The organism is Geodermatophilus sp. SYSU D00742 (assembly GCF_054049935.1).
In genome coordinates, this window is record NZ_JBJGYJ010000039.1 from 25,820 (window position 1) to 40,681 (window position 14,862).

12 protein-coding genes are annotated in these 14,862 nt (G+C 74.9%); 7 read left to right on the top strand and 5 right to left on the bottom strand.

Annotation, left to right across the window (positions count from 1 at the left end):
- Nucleotides 1-135 precede the first annotated feature (135 nt).
- Complete coding sequence (locus ACI78V_RS20300; RefSeq protein WP_456854032.1) at nucleotides 136-321, bottom strand: hypothetical protein; 186 nt, start codon at nucleotides 319-321, stop codon at nucleotides 136-138.
- Nucleotides 322-521: 200 nt separating this feature from the next.
- On the opposite strand from ACI78V_RS20300, the gene ACI78V_RS20305 reads away from it, so the two are divergent.
- Nucleotides 522-2,021: an MFS transporter gene (locus ACI78V_RS20305; protein WP_456854034.1), complete on the top strand. Its 1,500-nt coding sequence runs from the start codon at nucleotides 522-524 to the stop codon at nucleotides 2,019-2,021.
- A gap of 101 nt (nucleotides 2,022-2,122) precedes the next feature.
- Nucleotides 2,123-3,163 (top strand): YihY/virulence factor BrkB family protein, encoded by a 1,041-nt coding sequence (locus ACI78V_RS20310; protein WP_456854036.1) that lies wholly within the window; start codon nucleotides 2,123-2,125, stop codon nucleotides 3,161-3,163.
- Between the two features lie 123 nt (nucleotides 3,164-3,286).
- Here ACI78V_RS20310 and ACI78V_RS20315 read toward each other — a convergent pair whose 3' ends face one another.
- From ACI78V_RS20315 to ACI78V_RS20325, 3 genes are all read right to left on the bottom strand, one after another.
- Complete coding sequence (locus ACI78V_RS20315) at nucleotides 3,287-3,817, bottom strand: hypothetical protein (RefSeq protein ID WP_456854038.1); 531 nt, start codon at nucleotides 3,815-3,817, stop codon at nucleotides 3,287-3,289.
- Between the two features lie 304 nt (nucleotides 3,818-4,121).
- Nucleotides 4,122-4,829 carry a hemerythrin domain-containing protein gene (locus ACI78V_RS20320; protein ID WP_456854040.1) on the bottom strand — a complete coding sequence of 236 codons (708 nt, stop codon included), beginning with the start codon at nucleotides 4,827-4,829 and terminating at the stop codon, nucleotides 4,122-4,124.
- 80 nt (nucleotides 4,830-4,909) lie between these two features.
- Nucleotides 4,910-5,815 (bottom strand): ABC transporter substrate-binding protein, encoded by a 906-nt coding sequence (locus tag ACI78V_RS20325; RefSeq protein ID WP_456854042.1) that lies wholly within the window; start codon nucleotides 5,813-5,815, stop codon nucleotides 4,910-4,912.
- A 94-nt stretch (nucleotides 5,816-5,909) separates the two neighbouring features.
- On the opposite strand from ACI78V_RS20325, the gene ACI78V_RS20330 reads away from it, so the two are divergent.
- From ACI78V_RS20330 to phaZ, 5 genes are all read left to right on the top strand, one after another.
- A complete protein-coding gene (locus ACI78V_RS20330; protein ID WP_456854044.1) occupies nucleotides 5,910-7,625 on the top strand; it encodes a lipopolysaccharide kinase InaA family protein in 1,716 nt (571 codons plus the stop codon).
- Nucleotides 7,622-8,221, top strand: a complete 600-nt coding sequence (locus ACI78V_RS20335; RefSeq protein ID WP_456854046.1) for a hypothetical protein — start codon at nucleotides 7,622-7,624, stop codon at nucleotides 8,219-8,221. Before ACI78V_RS20330 ends, ACI78V_RS20335 begins: the two co-directional genes overlap by 4 nt.
- Complete coding sequence (locus tag ACI78V_RS20340; RefSeq protein ID WP_456854047.1) at nucleotides 8,218-9,279, top strand: flippase-like domain-containing protein; 1,062 nt, start codon at nucleotides 8,218-8,220, stop codon at nucleotides 9,277-9,279. Before ACI78V_RS20335 ends, ACI78V_RS20340 begins: the two co-directional genes overlap by 4 nt.
- A gap of 150 nt (nucleotides 9,280-9,429) precedes the next feature.
- A complete protein-coding gene (locus tag ACI78V_RS20345; RefSeq protein WP_456854049.1) occupies nucleotides 9,430-11,154 on the top strand; it encodes a PHA/PHB synthase family protein in 1,725 nt (574 codons plus the stop codon).
- Between the two features lie 67 nt (nucleotides 11,155-11,221).
- Nucleotides 11,222-12,007, top strand: coding sequence for a poly(3-hydroxyalkanoate) depolymerase (gene phaZ, locus ACI78V_RS20350; RefSeq protein WP_456854050.1), 786 nt, complete (start codon nucleotides 11,222-11,224; stop codon nucleotides 12,005-12,007).
- A 1-nt stretch (nucleotide 12,008) separates the two neighbouring features.
- Here the strand turns inward: phaZ and ACI78V_RS20355 are convergent, their stop codons facing one another.
- Complete coding sequence (locus ACI78V_RS20355; protein ID WP_456854052.1) at nucleotides 12,009-14,660, bottom strand: putative bifunctional diguanylate cyclase/phosphodiesterase; 2,652 nt, start codon at nucleotides 14,658-14,660, stop codon at nucleotides 12,009-12,011.
- Between the last annotated feature and the right edge of the window lie 202 nt (nucleotides 14,661-14,862).

Below are 14,862 nucleotides of genomic sequence, written 5' to 3' on the forward strand. Positions count from 1 at the left end.
CGAGACCCTGCAGGGACCGGGCCCGGACGCACCCGCGCCCCACGACTCCGGAGCGGAGCGCGGGGCGCGGCGGCGGTGTGCTGGGACGGTCACCGTCCAGCGGCCCACGTCGAGCGTGGGGAGGGTGGCTCTCGCTCAGGCGGCCCGGGCGACGCCCACCGGCTCGGCCGCCCCGGAGCGGCCGCCGACGCGGGTAGGGGAGCCGGCGGCGGCCGCGCTCTTCTCCCGCTCGTACCGCGCCGTGGACGAGGTGCCCATGACGATCACCAGTGCGGTCAGGACCAGGAACCCGATCAGGGTCACGGCCGGCCACAACACCATCAGTACATCCCCCTGCTGTTCTCTCGGCTACGCCTCCGGGCGGGGCCCGCGGCACGTCGTCGGAGCAGTCCTTCCCCCGCCGACCGCCGTCTCAATCGTCGGGACGTGAGGTCTTCCTGACACTCCGCGGCGGACCTCATCCCATCGGGTGAGGCCGGGCGGTCGCGCGGACGGCCACCCGGCCGTGGTCTCATCCCCGCGTGCCCGCCGACGCCGCCGCCGCGCGCGGGCGTGGTCGCACGCCCGGGGTGGGGCCCCTGGTCGGCACGCTGGCCCTCGGCACCACCGCGCTGTCGCTGTTGCAGAGCCTCGTCGTGCCCGTCCTGGACGCCATCGGCGACCAGCTGGGTGTCTCCCCGGCCGCCGCCGGCTGGGTGCTCACCGCCAACCTGCTCGCGGCCGCCGTGTCCACGCCCGTCCTCGGCCGGCTCGGCGACACCTGGGGCGAGCGCCCGGTGATGATCGGCATCCTGGTCGCGATGACGGCCGGCACGCTGCTGGCCCTCCTGGCGTCCTCGCTGCCGGTCCTGATCGCCGCCCGCGTCCTGCAGGGCGTCTCCTACGGGCTGTTCCCGCTGTCGATCAGCGTGCTGCGCCGCGAGCTGCCGGCGTCCCGGCTGAGCGTGGGCATGTCCGTCGTCAGCAGCACCCTCGCCGTCGGCGGCGTCGTCGGCCTGGTCGCCGCGGCGCTGCTCACCGAGGACGGCGGGGACTACCGCCGGCCGTTCTGGATCGGCCTGGTGGCCTCTGCCGCCTCGCTGGCGCTCGTCGTCCTCGTCCTGCCCCGGCGCCCGCCGACCGGCTCCGGCCGGGTCGACTGGTGGGGTGCGGTCGTGCTGGCCGGGGGCCTGGTCCTCCTGCTGCTGCCGGTGTCCCAGGGCAACGCCTGGGGCTGGGACTCACCCGCGACCCTGGGGTGCGCGGCCGGCGCCGCCGTCGTCCTCACCGGGTGGGTGCTGCTCCAGCGGCACCGGGAGGACCCGCTCGTCCGCCCGGCGATGCTGGCCGACCCGCGCACGCTGGTGCCCAACCTCGCGGGGCTGATGACCGGCATCGGCCTGTTCGCCTCCTTCCTGGCCGTCCTCCAGTTCGTGCAGACGCCGCCGGAGGCCGCCGGTCACGGGTTCGGCGCCTCCGTCGTCGAGGCAGCCGTGGTCTACCTGCTGCCCGGGGGCCTCGCGGGCGTGCTGCTCGCGCCGGTCGCGGGGCGGGTCGTCGCCCGCGCCGGCGCGCTGCCCACCCTGCTGACCGGGGCGGCCTGCGGCCTGGCGGGCTTCCTGCTGCTGGCACTGCTCCGGGACGCCGCCTGGCAGGTGGTCGTGGCCGGTCTGCTCACCCAGCTCTGGGCGACCGTGGCCTACGCGGCGTTGCCCGCGCTGGTGGTGTCGGCGGTCCGCCCCGAGGAGACCGGGGTGGCCAACGCGGTCAACTCGATCGCGCGCTCGGTCGGTCAAGCCGTGGGCAGCACGGTGACCGTCACCGTGCTGGCCGCGGGCCTGGACCCCGCCACCGGCTCCCCGTCGGCCGGGTCGTTCACCGCGGTGGCCCTCGTGGGCGCGGGTGCAGCCGCCGCGGTGGTGCTGCTGACCGTCGCCGGCCTGAGAGGGCGGCGCAGCCGCGGCGGCCCCGACCCGCTGGCCGACGTCGAGCGGACGACGGCCGCGGCCGGCGAGTGGACGCCCGTCAGCGGCCTGCGCTGAGGTCACGGAGCGGTCGCGACACACCGCGGACGAGCATGGAACGGGACCGTCCGGGGCACCGAGGGTGCCGACTGGCTCCCATCCGACCGGAGGACGAACGAATGGCCCGCTCCACCGGACCACGCAGCGGTACCGCGGCGAAGGACACCCGGTTCTCCGGCAACACCGCGGGCGACCCCGCGCCCGACGACCCCAAGGTCAACGACACCCGCTTCGACAACGCCCCGCGGGGGGCCGATCCGGCGCCCACCACCGGCGGCACGCTCAAGCGCACGCTCAAGGAGTTCAGCGAGGACAACCTCACCGACTGGGCCGCCGCGCTGACCTACTACGGCGTGCTGGCGCTGTTCCCCGCGCTGATCGCGCTGCTGTCGATCGTCGGCCTGCTGACCAACCCCCAGCAGCTCACCACCGCCCTGACCGCGGTCGTGCCGCAGCAGGCGGCCAGCACGCTGAACCCGGTGATCGAGCAGATCGCGGGGAACACCGGCACCGCCGGCTTCGCGCTGGTCATCGGTATCGCCGGCGCCGTCTGGTCGGCGTCGGGCTACGTGGGCGCGTTCACCCGCGCGGCCAACGTCGTCTACGAGACGCCCGAGGGCCGCAAGATCTGGAAGCTCAAGCCGCTGCAGCTGCTGGTCACCCTGATCGGCATCCTGTTCGCCGCTCTCATCGTGGCGATGCTCGTGCTCAGCGGCCCGGTCGTCGAGGCGATCGGCTCGGCCATCGGGCTGGGCGACACGGCGCTGACCGTCTGGAACGTCGTGAAGTGGCCGGTGATGCTCGTCGTGCTGGCCCTGATGATCGCCGTCCTCTACTACTCGACGCCGAACGCCAAGCTGCGCGGCTTCAAGTGGGTCAGCCCGGGCGCCGGCGTGGCCATCGTCGTGGCGATCGTCGCCTCGGCGGCCTTCGCGTTCTACGTGGCGAACTTCGGCAGCTACAACAAGACCTACGGGACGCTGGCCGGTGTCGTGGTCTTCCTCATCTGGTTCTGGCTGATCAACGTCGCGCTGCTGTTCGGCATCGAGCTCGACGCCGAGCTCGAGCGGACCAAGGAGCTCAAGGAGGGCGTGCCGGAGGCCCACAAGGAGATCCAGCTCGACGCCCGCGCCGAGCCGAAGCCCCGCCAGACGAACTGAACTAGGGACGAGCCCGTCCACACGGCGACCGAGGTCGCTTCGCCGCGCGAACGGAGCCCCCGGGTCACCACCCGGGGGCTCCGTTCGCGCGCTGGGGCCCGCGGGCCCCTGTCGATCCTGGCGTCACCGACCCTCGGACTGCGTGCCTTCCAGGAGTTCAGCGGAGACGTCGGGGGCGGTGCCGCCGACGGTGGTGGTGAGCTGACCGTTGACGGGGTTGAGGACCGCCGCCAGCTCGGCGTTGTTCAGCGCGTGCTGCCCGTTGCCACCGTCACCGGGACTGGTGCGGTGGGGCAGCGTGGTGTCGGCAGACACGTTGCCGACGCCCTCCCGGCCGGTCGAACCGTCGGTGTTGTCGCTCAGCGTGATGCCGAAGGCGTTGTCACTGCTGGCGAACCCGCCGTTGATGTCGGCGGCCCGCGTCGCACGCGAGTGCTGCCCCATCGCGCCTCCCTTACCACCCTCGGCAGTGGTGTCCAACTGCGCCAGGTTGCTCGCGACCCCGCCCCACTCGCGGTTGAGCTGGCCACCCACCTCGGAGGTGTTGGGCGCCCTGTCCACCGGGTGCGGGTTGTCGGCCATCGCAACCGGAGCACCCATCACCATGAAACCGGCGGTGCCCGCCAGGACCACTGCTGCTGCACGCTTTCGCATGGAGTACCTCTCCCCGTGGTTCGGATGTCGGGATCAGCACGTTCGCAGGGGGCGCGCAGAGGCCGACAGGCCGAAGGTCCTGCTCATGGGAGGCCGATGACCGCTCGACACCATGCAGCGTCAACGGGAGATCGCAGTCAGCGACGACACGCGCCCGCGTGACGAGTGTCGGGCATCCCCCCACGGTCATCCCGTGTCGCCGTTCGTGAGGAGCCCGTCCTCCCCACCGCCTGTCGAGCCCGGGCCGGGCCCACGGACGACGAGGGCCCCCTCCACGGAGGGGGCCCTCGTCACGTCCGGACGCTCAGCGGGACGTCGGTGGGCGGTCGCCGCGGCGGGCCGGCGGCACCCGCTCCACGAGGCCGGCGAGCCCGGCCAGCCCGCGGCTGACCGCCTCCCCGGCCGGCGCGTACCGCTCGGGTACCCGCCGGACGACGGCGTCGACGGCGTCCCGGGTGCGGTCGAGCACCGACAACGGCAGCGCCGACAGGGCGTTGCCCGGGGGCCGGCGGGAGACCGTGGGATGCGCCCGGGTCGGGGAGATCCGGCGGACGAGTTCCCACTGCCGGCCCAGCCGCCGCAGCTGGGCCGGGTCGAGCCTCTCCTGGAGGCGGGGCAGCAGGACGTCCTCCTCGTCGCGCACGTCCTCGCGCAGCACCTCCACGAGCCGGGCGAGCCTCCCGGCGCGGCGGGGGTCGTCGTGGCCCATGGTCTCCAGCTCGGTCACCAGGTCGTTGACCTCCTGGTGCTCCTGCTCGATGCGCAGGGTGAGCGCCTCGCCGTCGGTCAGGACGCGGCGCACCACCGGCCACAGCACGCTCTCCTCGGCGAAGGCGTGGCTGAACACCAGGCGGTCGATGCGGATCAGCACCTCCTCCTGCGCCCGGCCGGTGGTGCCGTCCAGCTCCTGCAGCAGGCGGTCGAGCTCGATGTGGTCTCGGCGCTGGCGGGCCAGGACGCTGCCCGGCCCCCCGAGCTCCTCCACCGTCTGGTCGGCGATCGATCTGCCCACGGCAGGCTCCTCCGGGTCGTGCGGGTCGGTGACACCCTTCCTGCCCTCCCCGGCACGCAGGCATGCGCGGGCCGGTGCGCTCAGCGCCCGGCCCACCACAGCGCGGCGGCCTCGGCCGGGGTCTTCCCGTCGAGCACCAGCCGGTTGAGCCGCACCAGGTCGGCCCGGTCCAGCCGCGCGCTGACCGCGTCCAGCGCCTCCGCCAGGCCCTCCCCCACGCGGTCGAGCACCGCGGTCCGCACGATCGGCACCACGTTCTCGTGCGGCTGCAGCCCCCGGTCGTCCTCCAGCAGCACCAGGGGGGCGCCGGCCAGCCGGGCATCGGTCGTCTCCAGCATCCCGACGTCGATCGTCCCCGCCAGGAGCGCCTCCGCCGTGGCCGAGCGGGTCGGCATCGGCTGCACCTCCCGGAACTGCAGGCCGTAGACCTCCCTGAGCCCCGGGAGGCAGTACCGCCGCTCGGGGCACTCGGGTGGTCCCCCGAACACCAGCCCGGGGGCGAGCGGGGCCAGGTCGGACAGCCGGGTGACGCCGTTCTCCTCGGCGAAGGCGGCGCGGACGACGAAGCCGTTCTGGTCCTCGGCGTCGGCGGCGGCCAGCACGGTGGCCCCGCGCTGTCCCATGGCGCGGGCCAGCGCCGCCCGCAGGTGCTCCGGCTCCCGGCGCACCGCCGGGCCGCCGGGGTCGACGAACTCCAGGGCGGTGCCCAGGTAGTCCACGACGACGTCCACCACGCCCTGCTCCAGCGCCGGCAGCACCACCTCGCGGGTGCCGATGCCGTGCTGCACGGACACCGGCAGCCCGGCACGGCGCACCGCCTCGGCGTACACCTCGGCGAGGATCTGGTTCTCGGTGAAGTCGTAGGAGGCCAGGCGCACCGTTCCCTCCGCCGCCGGCGCCGGCGTGCCGGGCCCCGACCCGCACGCGGTCAGCAGCGCGGACAGCACGACGACGACCACGGCGGGGACCGCTCGGCGACACCGCATCGGGGCTCCTCCCGGCTGGCGCGGGGCCACGCTAGCGGTGGACGGCGACGATCCCAATGGACCGACGGCCCGCGGGGGTGCAGCATCGGGCGGCATGGCGTCGCCGCCGCACGCCGTCCCGGAGGCCGACCCGGTGCAACGCCCCGGCCCGCCGGGGATCCAGCGTGTCCGCCGCCGCCGCCGCCCGTCCGGTGAGCCGCCGCCGCTGCCCCGGCACCTCAACGCCTCCGGCCGCTGGTGGCTGGGCCTGTCCGCCGCGGTGTTCGCCGGGTGGACGGTGGTCGTGGCCACCGACAGCGTCCCGCTGGTCGACCTCGCGGACACGCGGGTCCTGCAGGCGGTGGCGGCGCTGCGCACCCCCGCGCTCACCGAGGTGGCCGAGGCGGCCGGCGTGCTGGCCACCCCGCCGGTGGTCCACGCGCTGTGGCTGGCCAACCTGGCGGTCCTGCTGGGGTTCCGCCGCTGGCAGCACCTGTTCACCTGGGTCGGCGTGGCGCTGGTCGTGGTCAACCTGGGCTCCCTGGCCACGCTGCTGCTGCGCCGTCCCCGACCCTTCGAGGTGGAACTGCTCGGCGCCTGGTCGGGCTACGCGATGCCCTCGCTGCCGGTGACCGTCCTGGCCGCCTTCCTGGTGAGCACCGTGTACGCGCTCGTGCCGGCCGGCCGGTACCGCACGATCGGCAAGTGGGTGGTGGTCGGCCTGCTCACGGTCACCGTCGCCTCCCGGCTGTACCTCGCGCAGGACCACCCCACCGGTGTCGTGGCCGGGGTGGTGCTCGGCGTGGCCACCCCGCTGGCCGCCTTCCGGCTGATGACGCCCAACGACGTCCACCCGGTGCGGTACCGCCGCGGCCGCCCGGCCCACCTCGACGTCTCCGGCGCCCGCGGTGAGGCCATCGTCCGGGCGCTGCAGGACCAGCTCGGCCTGCTGGCCACCGCGGTGCAGCCGTTCCACCTCGAGGGCTCCGGCGGCTCGACGCCGCTGCGGATCACCGTCAAGGCCGAGGACGGCGCGGGCCACGACGGCGAGGACTACGTGTTCGGCAAGCTCTACGCCGCCACGCACGTCCGCTCCGACCGGTGGTTCAAGCTGGCCCGCACGCTGCTGTACGGGGGGCTGGAGGACGAGAAGCCGTTCCACAGCGTCCGCCGGCTGGTGCAGTACGAGGACTACGTGCTGCGGCTGTTCACCGACGCCGGGCTGCCGGTCCCGCAGCCGATGGGGATCGTGGAGATCACCCCGGAGCGGGAGTACGTCCTGGTCGCCGAGTTCCTCCTGGGCGCGCACGAGATCGGGGACGCCGACGTCGAGGTCGACGACGCGGTCATCGACCAGGGGCTGGCCGTGGTGCGGCGGATGTGGGACATCGGCGTGGCCCACCGCGACGTGAAGCCGGCCAACGTCCTGGTGCGCAGCGGCACCCTGTACCTCATCGACTCGGCGTTCGCCGAGATCCGGCCCAGCCCGTGGCGGCAGGCGGTGGACCTGGCCAACATGATGCTGGTCCTGGCGCTGCGCACCGACGCCGCGCGGGTGCACGCCCGGGCGCGGGTCCGCTTCTCCGACGAGGAGATCGCCGAGGCCTTCGCCGCCACCCGCGGGATGACCATGCCCAGCCAGCTGCGCCGCTGCCTGCGCGCGGACAGCCGGGACCTGCTCGCCGACTTCCTCCGGCTGCTGCCCTACCGGCTGCCCCCGGTGCGCATGCAGCGGTGGAGCTGGCGGCGGGTCGGGCTGTCGCTGCTGGCGCTGGCCGGGGTGCTGCTCATGGGGCTGGTCGCCGTCGGCCTGCTGGACTCACCGCTGTGAGCCGGACCCGGGCGGTGGCCGTGCTCACCGCCGTGCTCGCGCTGCCGCTCGGCGGGTGCGTGGCGCCGGTGAGCAGCTCGTTCGGCGCCGCCCCGGCCTGCTCGATCGGGGACGACGCCAAGGCGGCCAACGGCGTGCTCCTCATGGCCCAGGCCGTGCCGACGGCGACGCGGGTGCCCTGCGTCCAGGGCCTGCCCCTCGGCTGGCACTTCGCCGGGCTCGAGGCCCGCAACGGCGAGGCGCGCTTCTGGCTCGACTCGGACCGCGACGGGGCGCGGGCCATCGAGGTGCGGCTGACCCCGGAGTGCGACACCGACGGCGCGACCGAGATCCCCAGCGACCGCGACGGCATGCGCAGGCTGGAGCGGGTCACCCAGGTGACCCCGCAGTACCGGGGCTCCCGCATCTACCTGTTCACCGGCGGCTGCCTGACGCTGGTGTTCACCCTGACCGGTGACAACCGGGGCGAGCCGCTGGCGCTGGCCAGCCAGGGCATCGGCGTCCTGCGCCGGGCACAGCTCGACGACCAGGTGCGGGCCGAGACCGGCGGCCGGCTCGGCCTGGACCCACCCCCGGCGGACGGGGACCCGCCGTGAGCCGGCCCCGCTGGCAGCGTGCGGTCGCGCCGGTCCTCTCCCTCGCGCTGGCCGGCGCCGTCCTCGCCTGGTTCCTCCCGCAGTTCACCAGCGTCGCGGAGGTGTGGACGTCGGTCCGGGCGATGACCGGCGGCGAGGTCGCCCTGCTCGCGGCGGCCACCCTCTGGAACCTCGCCACGTACCAGTTCGTCGTCGTCGCCACCATGCCGGGGCTGACCCTGCGGCAGGCGACGGTCGCGACCCTCACGACGACCGCGGTGTCCAACACCGTGGTCGCCGGTGGTGCCCTCGCGATCGGCCTGACCTACGGGATGAACACCTCGTGGGGCTTCTCCCGCTCCCGGACGTCGGTCTCCCTGCTGGTCGCGGGCCTGTGGAACAACTTCGCCAAGCTGGCCCTGCCGGTCCTCGCGCTCAGCCTCCTGGCGCTGGGCGGGACCCCGAGCTCGGGCCGGGTGCTCGCGGGCGCGGCCGGGCTGGCGGGCCTGGTGCTCGCCGTCGTCCTCCTCGGGCTGCTGCTGCGCAGCCGGGAGGGCGCCGCACGGATCGGCCGCGGCGCCGGGCGGGTGGCCTCGGCACTGGTGCGGCCCTTCGGCCGGCCGGCGGTGCGGGGGTGGGACGCCGCGACGACGAAGTTCCGCGACCGGACGGCGCTGCTGCTGCGGGCCCGCTGGCACTGGCTCACCGCGGCGACCCTGGTCAGTCACCTCTCGCTGTTCCTGGTGCTGCTGCTCGCACTCCGCGCGGTCGGGGTGGACGCCGGCCAGGTGGGCGTGGTCGAGGCGCTGGCGGTGTTCGCCTTCGCCCGGCTGCTCACCGCCGTCCCGTTCACGCCCGGCGGGCTGGGCGTGGTGGAGGTGGCGCTGATCGCGGGCCTGGCCGCGGCGGGCGGGGACCGACCGCTGGTGGCCGCCGCCGTCCTGGTCTACCGGGCGCTGACCTACGTGCTGCCGATCCCGCTGGGGCTGGCGACGTACGTGTTCTGGCGGCGCAACCGGTCGTGGCGGCGCCCGCCGAACACCGCCCCGAGGACCGCACTGGTACCGGAGACGGTCTGAGAGCAGACTCCCTGCCCGCCCGCCCGCGGGCTCGCCGTGGCCCGTGCAGTGGACCGGGACGCGCGGGACGTCGCTGACCGGGCGATCGGCGCGCGGCCGTGGTTGAGTGGCTCGGGTCACACGCGATCCGTGCACGGGAGGAGGCCGGCCATGACCGAGGCAACGAGACGGTCGGAGGACCGCACCACCGACGGGCCCGTCCAGGACCCGGGTGAGGCCGTGATGGGCCTGGACATGGTGCTCGTCGACGGTGCCCGCGGGCCGCTGCGCCGGATGATCCCCCCGGCCCGGACGACGCTGCGCTTGGGCCGGGCACTGGCCGGCAAGCCGAAGACCGTCGCCCGACGCGCCGGCGACCTGGCCAAGGACCTCGGCAGGGTCGTCGTCGGCCGGTCGGACATCGCGCCCTCCCCCAAGGACAAGCGCTTCGCCGACCCGGCGTGGCAGGGCAACGGGCTCATGCGCCGCGCGATGCAGGCGCACATCGCCGCGGCCCGCACCGCGATGGACCTGGTGGAGGACGCCGACCTCGACTGGCGTGACGACGAGCGCATCCGCTTCACCGTGACCAACGTCGTCGACGCCCTCGCACCCAGCAACACCCCGCTGAACCCGCTGCTGTGGAAGGCCGTCATCGACACCGGCGGCCGCAACGCCGTCACCGGGCTGCGCCGGATGGTCAAGGACCTGATGACCCCGCCGCGGGTGCCGACGATGGTGGAGGAGGACGCGTTCACCGTCGGCGAGGACCTCGCGGTCACGCCGGGCGCGGTCGTGCTGCGCACGCCGGTGTTCGAGCTGATCCAGTACCGGCCGACCACCGAGAGGGTGCGCGAGGTGCCCCTGGTGATCGTCCCGCCGACGATCAACAAGTACTACATCACCGACCTCGCCCCGGGCCGCAGCATCGTCGAGCACTACGTCGCGTCGGGCCAGCAGGTCTTCATGATGTCGTGGCGCAACCCCGACGAGCGGCACGCCGACTGGGGCATGGACACCTACGGGCAGGCCGTCCTCGACGCGATGGACGCCGCGGAGAGGATCACCGGCAGCGACCGGACGGCGCTCCAGGGCTTCTGCTCCGGCGGCATCATCCTCGCGATGGTGCTGGCCCACCTCGCCGAGACCGGGGCGCAGCACCGGGTGACCGCCTCCAGCTACGCCGTCGCCGTCCTGGACTGGTCGCGGGCCGGGACCATCGGCGCCCTCATGGACGAGGAGGCGGTCAAGGCAGCCACCGAGAAGTCCCGCAAGAAGGGCTACCTGGACGGCGCCACGCTGGCCGAGGTCTTCGCCTGGCTGCGGCCCAACGACCTGGTGTGGAACTACTGGGTCAACAACTACCTGCAGGGCAACCCGCCCCCGGCCTTCGACATCCTCTACTGGAACGGCGACACCACCCGGATGAGCGCGGGCCTGCACCGGGACTTCATCGACATCGCCGTCGGCAACAAGCTGAGCCAGCCGGGCGCCGCGACGATGCTGGGCTCCCCGGTGGACCTGTCCAAGGTGGAGGTCGACGCCTACGTGACCGCCGGGATCGCCGACCACATCTGCCCGTGGCAGTCCTGCTACCGGACGACGCAGCTGCTCGGCGGGCGCAGCCGGTTCATCCTCTCCACCAGCGGCCACATCGCCTCCCTGGTGAACCCGCCGACCAACCCGAAGGCGTCGTTCCAGGTGGCCCCGGAGACCCCGGCCGACCCCGAGCGGTGGCTGGAGCTGGCGGAGAAGCAGAAGGGCTCGTGGTGGCCGGACTACGTGGCCTGGCTGGCCGAGCGGACCGGCGACGAGGTCCCCGCCCCGTCGGCGCTGGGCAACGACGAGCTGCCGCCGCTGGCGGAGGCCCCCGGCACGTATGTCTTCGACAAGTAGCGCACGGGTGACCCGGCCCCGCGTGTCCCGCCCGGGCGGGTTCCGCCCCGGCGAGACCGTCCGGAACGTGACCGTGGCCGGGCGCACCCTGCGGGTGTCGGTCCGCGCCGGGACCGACGAGTCGGTGCCGCCGCTGCTGCTGATGAACGGCATCGGCGCGAGCCTGGAGGTGCTGCAGCCCTTCGTCGACGTCCTCGACCTGCGGCGGACGGTGATCCGGTTCGACGTCCCGGGGGTGGGTGGCTCCCCGCGACCGGTCGTGCCCTACGTGCTCGCCACGTTCAGCCCGGTGGTGGCGGGGCTGCTCGACCGGCTGGGTCACGAGGACCCGGTCGACGTCCTCGGCCTGTCCTGGGGAGGTGGGCTGGCCCAGCACTTCGCGGTGCAGCACCGGCGGCGCGTGCGCCGGCTGGTGCTCGCCGCGACCGGCACCGGTTCGCTGATGGTCCCGGGGCACCCGCGGGTGCTCGCCCGGATGCTCACCCCGCGCCGGCACCGCGACCCGGCGTACACCCGCGAGGTGGCCGGCACGATCTACGGCGGCACCGTCCGCGACGACCCCGCCCTGGCCGCACGGGTGCTGCACTCGGCCAGCCGGCTGGGCCCGCGGCGTGGGTACTACTACCAGCTGGCCGCCAGCGCGGGCTGGAGCAGCCTGCCGTTCCTCCGGCTGATCCGGCAGCCCACGCTGGTGGTCGCCGGCGACGACGACCCGATCGTGCCGGTGGTGAACGCGCGGATCATGGCCCGGCTGATCCCCGACGCGCAGCTGCACGTCTACGGCGGCGGGCACCTGGCGCTGATCACCGAGGCCCGCGAGCTGGCCCCGGTGGTGGAGCGCTTCCTGGACTGAGTCAGACCGCGGGCACGGCCGGGCGGAGCAGCGCCCCGGCGTCGGCGGCGGGCATCGGCCGGTAGAGCAGGTACCCCTGCGCCTGGTCGCATGCCACGGCGCGCAGCCGGTCGAGCTGGTGCGGCTCCTCCACGCCCTCGGCGACGACGGTCAGACCGAAGGTGTGCGCGGCGCGGATGATCAGCGCGACCAGCTCCGGGTGCCCGGGCTCGGCCGAGGCGATGAAGCTGCGGTCGATCTTCAGCGTGTCGACCGGCATGTCCCGCAGCTGGCCGATCGAGGTGTAGCCGGTGCCGAAGTCGTCGATGGCGATGCTCACGCCCAGTGCGCGCAGGTCGGCCAGGTGGCCGATCGCCGTCGGGTCGCTGACGAGGACGGTCTCGGTGATCTCGACGACCAGCAGCGCCGCGGGCAGCCCGGAGGCGGCCAGCGCGTCGGCGACGTCCTGGACCACCCGCCGGTCGGCCAGGTGCCGGCCGGAGACGTTGACCGCCATCGTCGGCTCCGGCGCGCCGTCGGCCGGCGGTGCCGCGGCCCGCCACTCGGCCAGCTGCCGGGTCGCCTCGTGCAGCACCCAGCGGTCCAGGTCGCAGATGAGGCGGCTGCCCTCGGCGACCGGGACGAACCGGTCGGGCGGCACCACGCCGTGGCCGGGGCGGTTCCACCGGACCAGGGCCTCGTACCCGATCACCCGGTGCCGGCCGACGTCGACGACCGGCTGGTAGTGCAGCTCCATCTCCCCACCGGCGATGCCCGCGGTGATCGCGGCCTCCATCCCGGCCCGCTCGTGCAGCTGCACCCGCAGCCGTTCGTCGAACATCTCGGTGCGGCCGCGGCCCCGCCGCTTGGCGCGGTAGGCGGCGGTGTCGGCCTCGGCGACGAGGGCGTCGGCGTCGGTGCCGGAGTCCCGGCTGACGGCGACCCCCACGCTCGCCCCGATGCGCACCTGCTGGCCGGCGGCGGTGATCGGCTCGCTGACGGCGGCGATGAGCCGGTCGCCCAGCTCCTGCAGGTCCCGCTCGGCGCGGACCCGCTCCACCAGGACGACGAACTCGTCCCCGCCGAGCCGGCACACGACGTCCCCGGGACGGACCGCGGCGGACATCCGGCGGGCGACCGCGCGCAGCACGTCGTCCCCGCAGGCGTGGCCGTGGCTGTCGTTCACCCCCTTGAAGCCGTCGAGGTCGACGAAGAGCAGGCCGGTCATCTCCCCGGACCGCTGGGCGCGGTGCAGCGCGGAGGTGACCAGGGTGAGGGCCTGCGCACGGTTGGGCAGCTCGGTGAGCGGGTCGTGGGTGGCCTGGTGGGCGAGGGCGAACTGCAGCTCCTCGCGCCGGCGGACGGAGTGCACGATCTCGCGCACCGACGCGTGCACCACCTCGCCGAGCGGGCCGGGCAGCGGCTGCTCGAGCAGGGCGTTGGACAGGTCGCCGCGGGCGACGGCCTGGGCCTGGTCCTGGATCCGCCGCAGGCTGCCGACGGCGGCGCCCAGCGCGGTGGAGACGGTCCGGACCTCGCGCGGGCCGGCCACCTGCACCTCCACCAGCTCCCCCTCGCTGACCCGGGTGGCCTGACCGGCGAGCAGCCCCAGGGACCGGGAGACGTTGCGGCCGAGGAGCAGGGCGCCGAGGAGCGCGGCGAGGAGCAGGCCGAGGCCGAGCTGCAGGGTGGTGGACAGGTGCTGCTGCGCGCGGTGGCGGTCGGCGGCGGCCAGCGCCTGGGAGCCGTCGACGGCCTGGACGACGAGCCCGGCGAGCAGCGCGTCCCGCTCGTTGCCCCGGAGCAGGGCGGGGACCAGCTCGGGCGCCTCCAGGCGGTGGCCGGTGCCGGACACCTGCGCCTCGACCAGCTCGTCGACCGAGGTCGTCACCGGGTCGGTGCGGATCCGTTGCCAGGCGTCGCGCAGGGACGGCTGGGAGAGGCCGTCCATCGCCCGCTGCGCGTCGGCGTAGGCCAGCCACGCGTTCTGCCCGGCCAGCCGCGACCCCGCCGTGGGCTGCCCGGCCTCGAGCCGGGAGGCGAGGAGCAGCGGCAGCTGCCGGCTCGCCGCCTGGGCCAGCTCGGCCACCAGCTCGACGTCCCGGGCGGCCCGGAGCGTGCTCGCGGGGACGTCCTCGGAGCCGGCGGCCGCCGCCGCCCGCCGCTGGGCGGTCATCAGGGAGTCGGCGACGTCGAGGTAGTCGGCGTAGACGTCGTCGAGGAGGACCCCGCCGCCCTCGGCGTCCGCGCGCACCTGTCCCAGCCGCTCGGCCGCGTACCGGGCGGCGGTCGCGGCCTCGGACCCGGCGGGGACCGCCGCGAGCGCGCGGTCGGTGACCTCGCGGGCCTGCGCGGCCGCGGTCCGGGCGGCCTCGACCTGGCCGACCAGCACGACCGGGGGGATGCCGAGGGCCCTGGCGGCCTCCGGGTCGGCGACGACCGCCAGCGCCAGCGCCGGGACGATCTCGTGCTCCACGCCGCTGCGGGCGGCGTCCAGCTGGGCGACGGTCCGCACCGCCTGCTCGGCTCGCTCGGCGCCGGCGGCCTCTGCCGCCCGCGTGCGCGCGATGACCGCGGTCAGCACCACGACCCCGAGCACGGGGATGAGCACGAGCGCCGTGAGGTACAGCCACAGGGGTGCCCCTCGGCCCTGCCGGCTGCCTCGGGTGCGCATGGGCAGGTCATCGACCGGACCGTGCCGTTCCTTGCCCGCCTTCCCCCGGGAGGGTGACCACCCGGGCCCGGCTCCCGGCGGCTGGCCGACCGCAGGCTGCCGCCGCCGTACCACATCCGCCGCGCCAGGCCGGGGGAGTGCGGCTGCACCCGGTCCGACCACTCCTCGACCACGCCCTCCCGCCCGGCGAAGCGGCCGGCCC

Excerpts from the sequence above, each read along its gene's own strand:
- ACI78V_RS20300 (WP_456854032.1), bottom strand. The coding sequence starts at position 321 with ATGGTGTTGTGGCCGGCCGTGACCCTGATCGGGTTCCTGGTCCTGACC.
- ACI78V_RS20310 (WP_456854036.1), top strand. The coding sequence starts at position 2,123 with ATGGCCCGCTCCACCGGACCACGCAGCGGTACCGCGGCGAAGGACACC.
- ACI78V_RS20315 (WP_456854038.1), bottom strand. The coding sequence starts at position 3,817 with ATGCGAAAGCGTGCAGCAGCAGTGGTCCTGGCGGGCACCGCCGGTTTC.
- ACI78V_RS20325 (WP_456854042.1), bottom strand. The coding sequence starts at position 5,815 with ATGCGGTGTCGCCGAGCGGTCCCCGCCGTGGTCGTCGTCGTGCTGTCC.
- ACI78V_RS20330 (WP_456854044.1), top strand. The coding sequence starts at position 5,910 with ATGGCGTCGCCGCCGCACGCCGTCCCGGAGGCCGACCCGGTGCAACGC.
- ACI78V_RS20345 (WP_456854049.1), top strand. The coding sequence starts at position 9,430 with ATGACCGAGGCAACGAGACGGTCGGAGGACCGCACCACCGACGGGCCC.
- ACI78V_RS20355 (WP_456854052.1), bottom strand. The coding sequence starts at position 14,660 with ATGCGCACCCGAGGCAGCCGGCAGGGCCGAGGGGCACCCCTGTGGCTG.